Source organism: Wenzhouxiangella sediminis, assembly GCF_003410055.1.
Lineage (GTDB): Bacteria > Pseudomonadota > Gammaproteobacteria > Xanthomonadales > Wenzhouxiangellaceae > Wenzhouxiangella > Wenzhouxiangella sediminis.
Map to the genome: position 1 here is coordinate 24,021 of NZ_QUZK01000026.1, position 7,804 is coordinate 31,824.

A 7,804-nucleotide genomic window follows, 5' to 3' on the forward strand; every position below is an offset into this window, starting at 1 on the left:
GACTCCGGGCCCTGTCAGTCCGACAACGCCATCAGCGAAGCGTTGCCGCCGATCGCGGCCGTGTTATTGGTCAGCGTCCGCTCGGTCACGAAACGATACAGGTAATGCGGGCCGCCGGCTTTCGGTCCGGTTCCCGACAGACCCTCGCCGCCGAAGGGCTGGACGCCCACGACCGCCCCGGTCATGTTGCGGTTGACGTAGGCGTTGCCCACGCAGGCCCGATGGGCGATATGGCGATAGACGCGGTCGATGCGGCTGTGCACGCCCAGGGTCAGGCCGTAGCCGGTGCCGTTGATCTTGTCGATGACGGCATCGAGTTCGCTCGACTTGTAGCGCACCACGTGCAGGATCGGTCCGAATATCTCGCGCTCGAGCCGGTCGATGCCGTCGATCTCGTAGGCGCGCGGCGCGAACCAGTGCCCCTTGGGCAGATCTTCGCGCAGCGGGGTCCTGGCGATCAGCTTCGCTTCACGGTCCATGCGCTCGGCATGGTCCTGGAGCATCTTCAGCTGGTCGGCGTCGATGACCGGCCCGATGTCGGTCTCGAGCAGGCCCGGGTCGCCCACGGCAATCTCTTCCATGGCGCCGGCGAGCATCTCGAGCATGCGGTCGGCAACGTCGGCCTGGACGTAGAGCACGCGCAGCGCCGAGCAGCGCTGGCCGGCGCTGAGAAAGGCCGAGTGGATCACGTCCTTGACAACCTGCTCGGGCAGCGCGGAGGAGTCGACGACCATGGCGTTCTGGCCGCCGGTCTCGGCGATCAGGGTGGCCAGCGGGCCTTCGCGCTCGGCCAGGCTGCGATTGATGATCCGCGCCGTCTCGGTGGAGCCGGTGAAGGCCACGCCGGCGATGCGCGGATCGCCGGTGAGCGCCGCGCCCACCTTGCCGTCGCCGGGCAGGCACTGGATGACGTCCTCGGGCACGCCGGCCTCTTGCATCAGACTCACCGCCCGGGCGGCGATCAGGGGCGTCTGCTCGGCGGGCTTGGCCAGCACGGCGTTGCCGGTGACCAGCGCGGCCACGATCTGGCCGGTGAAGATGGCCAGGGGGAAGTTCCAGGGGCTGATGCACACGAACACGCCCTTGCCGTGCATGCGAAGGGTGTTGGACTCGCCGGTCGGCCCCGGCAGTTCGACCGGTTCGGCCATCTCGTTGCGGGCCTGCATGGCGTAATAGCGGCAGAAGTCGACCGCTTCGCGCACTTCGGCAATGCCGTCGAGCAGCGACTTGCCGCCTTCCCGGGCGCAGATGGCCATCAATTCCTCGCAGTGCGTCTCGTAGAGATCGCCGATGCGATCGAGAATGTCGGCGCGCTCGGCCGCGCCGCGACCGTCCCAGTCCTTCTGCGCCGCAATCGCCGCACTCACGGCATCGGAAACCGATTCGGGATCGGTCCAGGTCACCTTGCCGACCGCCACGCCGGTGTCGACGGGCGAGAAGACGGTGCCCTGCTCACCGGCCCGCGCGGACTTGCCGGTCGGCGCCGCGCTCCAGTCGTTCTGGACGGCACGCTCCATGCCCTGCTTGAGTTCGGCCAGTTCCGAATCGCGGCCCATGTTGATGCCGTGACTGTTGCGCCGTTCCCGCCCGTAGATGTCGACCGGCAGCGGAATGCGCGGGTGCGAGATGCTCGAGTGCGACTGCACTTCGGCGATCGGGTCGTCGACCACCTTCTCGACCGGCAGCTTCTCGTCGACGATGCGATTGACGAAAGAGGTATTGGCCCCGTTCTCGAGCAGGCGGCGCACCAGGTAGGGCAGCAGGTCCTTGTGGTTGCCGACCGGCGCGTACACCCGGCACTGGCCGTTGAAGCGGTCGCCTTCGAGCACTTCCTCGTAGAGCTGCTGGCCCATGCCGTGCAGGCGCTGGTACTCATACTCGGTGTTGCCGCCGGCCAGTTCCGCAATGGTCGCGATAGTGTGCGCGTTGTGCGTTGCGAACTGCGGATAGAAGCAATCCGGCAGCGACAGCAGCTTGTCGGCACAGGCGATATAGGAAAGGTCGGTGTTGGCCTTGCGGGTGAACACCGGATAGCCCTCGACGCCCTCGATCTGGGCGATCTTGATTTCGGTGTCCCAGTAGGCGCCCTTGACCAGCCGGATGGGAATGCGGTGCCCGGTCTTGCGCGCCTGCTCGGCCAGCCAGTCGATGGCCGCCCAGGCCCGCTTCTGGTAAGCCTGCAGGGCGAGGCCAAGGCCGTCCCAGCCTTCCAGTTCGGGGTCGGCGAGCACGGCGGCGAAGACGTCGAAGGACGGCGTCAGGCGATCGGCCTCCTCGGCGTCGACGGTCAGCGCGATGCCGGCCTTGCGCGCGCGGCGCGCGAGCTCCAGGAGCCGCGGCACGAGTTCTTCCATGACCCGGTGGTGCTGGGCGTGCTCGTAGCGCGGGTGAAGAGCAGAAAGCTTGACCGAGATGCTCGGCAGCGCGAAAACGTTGTCGCCTTCGGTGACCCGGCCGATGGCGTCGATGGCATCGGCGTAGGAGTCGAAGTAGCGGCGCGCGTCGGCGGCGGTCAGGGCCGCCTCGCCGAGCATGTCGAAGGAATAGCGGAAGCGGCGGTTGGCCTTCTTCTTCGACCGCTCCATGGCCTCCTCGATGGTCCGGCCCATGACGTACTGATGCCCCATGATCCGCATCGCCTGTCGAATCGCGGTGCGCACCACCGGCTCGCCGGACTTGTTGGCGATCTTCGACAGCACCGTGCCGATGCTTCGCTTCTCCGAGCCCTTGACGCTGACCAGGCGCCCGGTGAGCATCAGACCCCAGGTGCCGGCGTTGACGAACACCGAAGAGCTCTTGCCGAGATGCGATTCCCAGTCGGCATCCGAGAGCTTGTCCGAGATGAGCATCTCTGCGGTGTCGTTGTCGGGAATGCGCAGCAGCGCCTCGGCCAGGCACATCAGGATCACGCCCTCCTCCGAGGACAGGTCGTACTCGCGCATGAAGGCTTCCATGACGCCCGCATCGCGACTTCGCTCGCGCACGCGTTTGACCAGGTCGAGCGCGTTGTCGCGAATGTTCTCCCGCTGTCCGGTATCGAGTCGCACCTGCTCCAGCAGAAAACGCACGTGCTCCGCCTCGTCCATCTGCCAGGCGTCGTCGAGCGCCTTGAGGCGGTCGTCGAGGGCGATCGGTTCTGCGGTCACGAAGGGGTGGGAAACTTGTGTCATCGGGGCCTCTAAATGCGGGTTTGAAGGCGTCCGCCAAGTGTAACCGAAGGCGGCTGCCCGCTGGCACCCGCGGCCTTCACGCCAGCACATCCGGGCCGTGGAATTCTTGACCGATCGCAATTTCCCCTGCCACGTCGATGCCGCATGGGCTAGAATATGCAGCGTTAATCAAGAAACACGGTTATCGGCCCGTGATCGACACCCGGCACAGTTCGGAACCGCGCCAGACCCGAGTGATCGAGGCGCGTTCGAATCTGTCCATGTCGCTCGATCGGCTGGCTGCCGTGTTTCTCGGTTTGAGCGCAGTCACGCTTCTCGTTGCGCTCGGTCCGCTTCTGCTGGGCTTCTGGCCGATCATGGTGGCCGCGGTCCTGCACCTGGTCGTGGTCGGCTGGTGCATGCGGCTGGCCTGGCGGGGCAACTGGGCGCGAGAGCGGATGGTGATCGACCGCGACAAGCTCACAATCGATCATTTCGACGTACGGCAGAGGACGCGCACCGAGTGGCCCTCCGCCTGGGTACGGATAGAGGTCGAGGAGCAACGGATGGGTGAACGCCAGGTCAAGGTGACCTGCCATGGTCGGCGCCAGGTGATCGGCGACTTCCTGCCGGTCGGCGAGAAGCTGGCCCTGGCTGACGCCCTCAAGGAGAGCCTCCGGCCGTTCGATGCCCGGGGTGAAGCAAGCAATTACAGGTGAGTCGAGGATGAAGAGAACGAACGAACTGATCGTGGCCCTGGCAGTGATGGCGGTCATCATCGTGGTCACTTGGGGGCTGTTCGCCGTGGGCGACAACATGCCCGGTGGCGTCACCCCCTTCAGCAAGGACGTCTACCAGCTGCACAACGTCATTCTGGCCGTGGTCACCGTGATCGGCGTGCTGGTCTTCACGGCCATGTTCACGTCGATCGTCGTGCATCGGAAATCCAAGGATCACGAGCCGGCCAAGTTCAGCCACTCCACGGCCGCAGAGATCACCTGGACGGCCATCCCGGTCCTGATCCTGGTGATCATGGCCATCCCGGCCACCCGCGTGCTGATCGACATGGAAGACACCGGTGGTGCCGACATCAACATCAAGGTCACCGGTTACCAGTGGCTGTGGCAGTACGAGTATCTCGAAGACGGCGTCAGCATCTATTCGACCCTCGACCGCGAGAGCAACCGGGCCCGCCAGATCGGCTCCGGCGTCGATGTGCGCACCGTCGAGAACTACCTTCTCGAGGTGGACAACCGCCTGGTGCTGCCCACCAACACCAAGATTCGTTTCCTGCTGACTTCCGGCGACGTGATCCACTCCTGGTGGGTGCCGGACCTCGGCTGGAAACGCGACGCGATTCCGGGCATGGTCAACGAGGCCTGGACGCTGATCGAGGAAGAAGGCGTCTACCGCGGCCAGTGCGCCGAACTCTGCGGCAAGGACCACGGTTTCATGCCGATCGTGGTGGAAGCCGTGTCTCCCGAGGAATACCGCCAGTGGATCGAAAGCCGCAGTTCGCAGCAGGCGGCCGACAACGCCGACGAGCCGGCGGACGTGCAGCAGGTCTCGGCGGCCGATGAGCTCGCCGCCAACGCCGAGCAGGGCTGAAGAGAGAACAGGAGCGAGGAAATCAAGTCATGAGTCATGAAACCACACTGAACCAGGACGAACATCACGCCGATCATCCGACCGGCCTGGCGCGCTGGCTGTTCACCACCAACCACAAGGAAATCGGCACCCTCTACCTGGTCTTCTCGCTGGTGATGTTCCTGCTCGGCGGCGCGATGGCCATGGTCATCCGGGCCGAGCTGTTCGTGCCCGGGTTGCAGATGGTCAACCCGGAGTTCTTCAACCAGATGACCACCATGCACGCGCTGGTGATGATCTTCGGCGCGGTGATGCCGGCTTTCGTCGGCCTGGCCAACTGGATGGTGCCGCTGATGATCGGCGCCCCGGACATGGCCCTGCCGCGCATGAACAACTGGTCGTTCTGGATCCTCCCGTTCGCCTTCACCATCCTGCTCATGCCGCTGGTGCTGGGCCTGTTCGGCATCGGCAGCGGCGGCCCGGCCTCGGGCTGGACGCTCTACCCGCCCCTGTCGCTGCAGGGCGGCACCAACATCGCCTTCGTGATCTTCGCCATCCACCTGATGGGCGTCTCGTCGATCATGGGCGCGATCAACATCATCGTCACGATCCTCAACATGCGCGCTCCGGGCATGACCTTGCTTCGCATGCCGCTGTTCGTGTGGACCTGGCTGATCACCGGCTTCCTGCTGATCGCCGTCATGCCGGTTCTTGCGGGCGCGGTAACGATGCTGCTGACCGACCGCTTCTTCGACACCAGCTTCTTCAACGCCGCCGGCGGCGGGGATCCGGTGATGTACCAGCACATCTTCTGGTTCTTCGGGCATCCCGAGGTCTACATCATGATTCTGCCGGCCTTCGGCATCGTCTCGGAGATCCTGCCGACCTTCTCGCGCAAGCCCCTGTTCGGCTACACGTCGATGGTTTATGCGACGGCGTCGATCGCCTTCCTGTCGTTCATCGTCTGGGCGCACCACATGTTCACCGTCGGCATGCCGCTGGGCGGCAACATCTTCTTCATGTACGCCACGATGGTCATTGCGGTGCCGACCGGCGTGAAGGTGTTCAACTGGGTCTCCACCATGTGGCGGGGGTCGATGACCTTCGAAACACCCATGCTGTTCGCCCTGGCATTCATCGTGCTGTTCACCATCGGCGGCTTCTCGGGCCTGATGCTGGCCATCGTTCCGGCCGACTTCCAGTACCACGACACCTACTTCGTGGTGGCCCACTTCCATTACGTGCTGGTGACCGGGGCGGTCTTCGCCATCATGGCCGGCGTCTACTACTGGCTGCCGAAGTGGACCGGCTACATGTACAACGAGAAGCTCGGCAAGATCCACTTCTGGATTTCAGCAATCTCGGTCAACGTGCTGTTCTTCCCCCAGCACTACCTGGGCCTGGCTGGCATGCCGCGCCGCATACCCGACTACGCCGTGCAGTTCGCCGAGTTCAACATGATCTCGTCGATCGGCGGCTTCGTCTTCGGTCTCGCTCAGCTGATCTTCGTCTACATCGTGTGGCAGGCAGCCCGCGGCGGCGAACGCGCCACCGGACAGGTCTGGGAAGGCGCGCGCGGCCTGGAGTGGACGGTACCCTCTCCTGCGCCGCTGCACACCTTCGACACGCCGCCGAAGGTCGACGACAGCGTGACCACCCATGCCGATCGGCTCGTTTGAGGAGAGCCGGACCTTGGGCGACAGCAATGAGCAACACAGGGCTCGACGGCGCCGTGCCATCCGCACGGCGCTCGTCCTTGCCGGGGTGGTGCTGCTCATCTATCTGGGCTTCATCATGAAGGGCGTGCTCAACGCAGCCTGAGCAACGACGGAGCTGGCGCACGGGCCAGCCACAAAAGAAACTGAATCAGGGAACAACCATGGCACAAGGACACTACTACGTACCCCACACGGCCAAATGGCCCATCGTCGGCTCGATCGGCCTGTTCGTGATGATGATCGGCGCGGCCAGCTGGCTCAACCAGGCGGCCTTCGGGCCCTGGTTCACCCTCGCCGGATCCGCGATCGTCCTGGTGATGATCTTCGGCTGGTTTTCCGATGTCATCCGTGAATCCCAGAAGGGCCTGTACAACGAGGCAGTCGACGGCTCTTTCCGCCAGGGGATGATCTGGTTCATCTTCTCGGAAGTCATGTTCTTCGCGGCCTTCTTCGGCGCCCTGTTCTATGCCCGCATGTTCGCCGTGCCCTGGCTGGGCGGCGAAGGCACGGGCGCGATGACCAATGAGCTCCTGTTCCCCGAGTTCGACTCCGCCTGGCCGACCGCCGGACCGGGCCAGCTCGGCGGGGGCTTCGAAACCATCCCGGCTTTCGGCCTGCCGCTGTTCAACACGCTGATCCTGCTGACTTCCGGTCTGACCATCACCCTGGCGCACTGGGCGCTGAAGCAAGGCAAGCGTGGTGCGCTGATCGCCTGGATGCTCGCGACCGTGGCACTCGGCGTGCTCTTCCTCTACTTCCAGGCGACCGAGTACGTGCACGCCTACCAGGATCTCGGCCTGACGCTGGGCTCGGGAATCTACGGATCGACCTTTTTCATGCTGACCGGCTTCCACGGCCTGCACGTGACCCTGGGCACGATCATGCTGATCGTCATCACCCTGCGCTGCATGGCGGGTCACTTCTCCAAGAAGAACCACTTCGGCTGGGAAGCGGTGGCCTGGTACTGGCACTTCGTCGACGTCGTCTGGCTGGGCCTGTTCGTCTTCGTTTACGTCCTCTGACGAAGCGGCGACAATTCAGCAAAGAGAATGCCGGCCTTGCGCCGGCATTTTCGTATTACAAAACCAAAAAATATTATGTCCACAGATGAACACAGATAAACACAGAGAAGACAAAACAAAAGAGTGGCTTTGGAGTTGGTCGGCAGAGCTATTGCCGGTTCTTTAGCTGGCTGGCTCCTCCTGACATTGAATGAAGGGCATCTATACCTGACCACGCCTCATTCACCTCTGCACAACCAATCGCTCCTCAAGTTTCTTTTTCTTTGAGCCTGTCCCGATTTCTGTGTAACCGCCCATCCTCATAGGTGATCGGTAATCCGATCCTCGA

The 7,804-nt window shown here is 63.8% G+C and carries 6 protein-coding genes; 5 read left to right on the forward strand and 1 reads right to left on the reverse strand.

Features of this window, described 5'->3' with window-relative positions; translation table 11 throughout:
• Positions 1 to 14 precede the first annotated feature (14 nt).
• Entirely contained in the window at positions 15 to 3,170 is a 3,156-nt protein-coding gene (gene putA, locus DZC52_RS06250; protein ID WP_116650273.1) for a bifunctional proline dehydrogenase/L-glutamate gamma-semialdehyde dehydrogenase PutA, read from the reverse strand.
• 191 nt (positions 3,171 to 3,361) lie between these two features.
• Between putA and DZC52_RS06255 the strand changes: the two genes are divergently transcribed.
• The 5 genes from DZC52_RS06255 to DZC52_RS06270 are packed head-to-tail and all read left to right on the forward strand — an operon-like array spanning position 3,362 to position 7,476.
• Positions 3,362 to 3,868 carry a DUF2244 domain-containing protein gene (locus DZC52_RS06255; protein WP_181918812.1) on the forward strand — a complete coding sequence of 169 codons (507 nt, stop codon included), beginning with the start codon at positions 3,362 to 3,364 and terminating at the stop codon, positions 3,866 to 3,868.
• A 7-nt stretch (positions 3,869 to 3,875) separates the two neighbouring features.
• Positions 3,876 to 4,757 (forward strand): cytochrome c oxidase subunit II, encoded by an 882-nt coding sequence (gene coxB, locus DZC52_RS06260; RefSeq protein WP_116650275.1) that lies wholly within the window; start codon positions 3,876 to 3,878, stop codon positions 4,755 to 4,757.
• 29 nt (positions 4,758 to 4,786) lie between these two features.
• On the forward strand, positions 4,787 to 6,415 hold the full coding sequence (gene ctaD, locus DZC52_RS06265; RefSeq protein WP_116650276.1) for a cytochrome c oxidase subunit I: 1,629 nt from the start codon (positions 4,787 to 4,789) through the stop codon (positions 6,413 to 6,415).
• 13 nt (positions 6,416 to 6,428) lie between these two features.
• Positions 6,429 to 6,557, forward strand: a complete 129-nt coding sequence (locus DZC52_RS15840) for a hypothetical protein (RefSeq protein WP_281268746.1) — start codon at positions 6,429 to 6,431, stop codon at positions 6,555 to 6,557.
• Between the two features lie 58 nt (positions 6,558 to 6,615).
• On the forward strand, positions 6,616 to 7,476 hold the full coding sequence (locus DZC52_RS06270) for a cytochrome c oxidase subunit 3 (RefSeq protein WP_116650277.1): 861 nt from the start codon (positions 6,616 to 6,618) through the stop codon (positions 7,474 to 7,476).
• Positions 7,477 to 7,804 lie beyond the last annotated feature (328 nt).

Bases quoted from the DNA above. Each gene is read 5' to 3' on its own strand.
- putA (WP_116650273.1), bottom strand. From the start codon at position 3,170: ATGACACAAGTTTCCCACCCCTTCGTGACCGCAGAACCGATCGCCCTC.
- coxB (WP_116650275.1), top strand. From the start codon at position 3,876: ATGAAGAGAACGAACGAACTGATCGTGGCCCTGGCAGTGATGGCGGTC.
- ctaD (WP_116650276.1), top strand. From the start codon at position 4,787: ATGAGTCATGAAACCACACTGAACCAGGACGAACATCACGCCGATCAT.
- DZC52_RS06270 (WP_116650277.1), top strand. From the start codon at position 6,616: ATGGCACAAGGACACTACTACGTACCCCACACGGCCAAATGGCCCATC.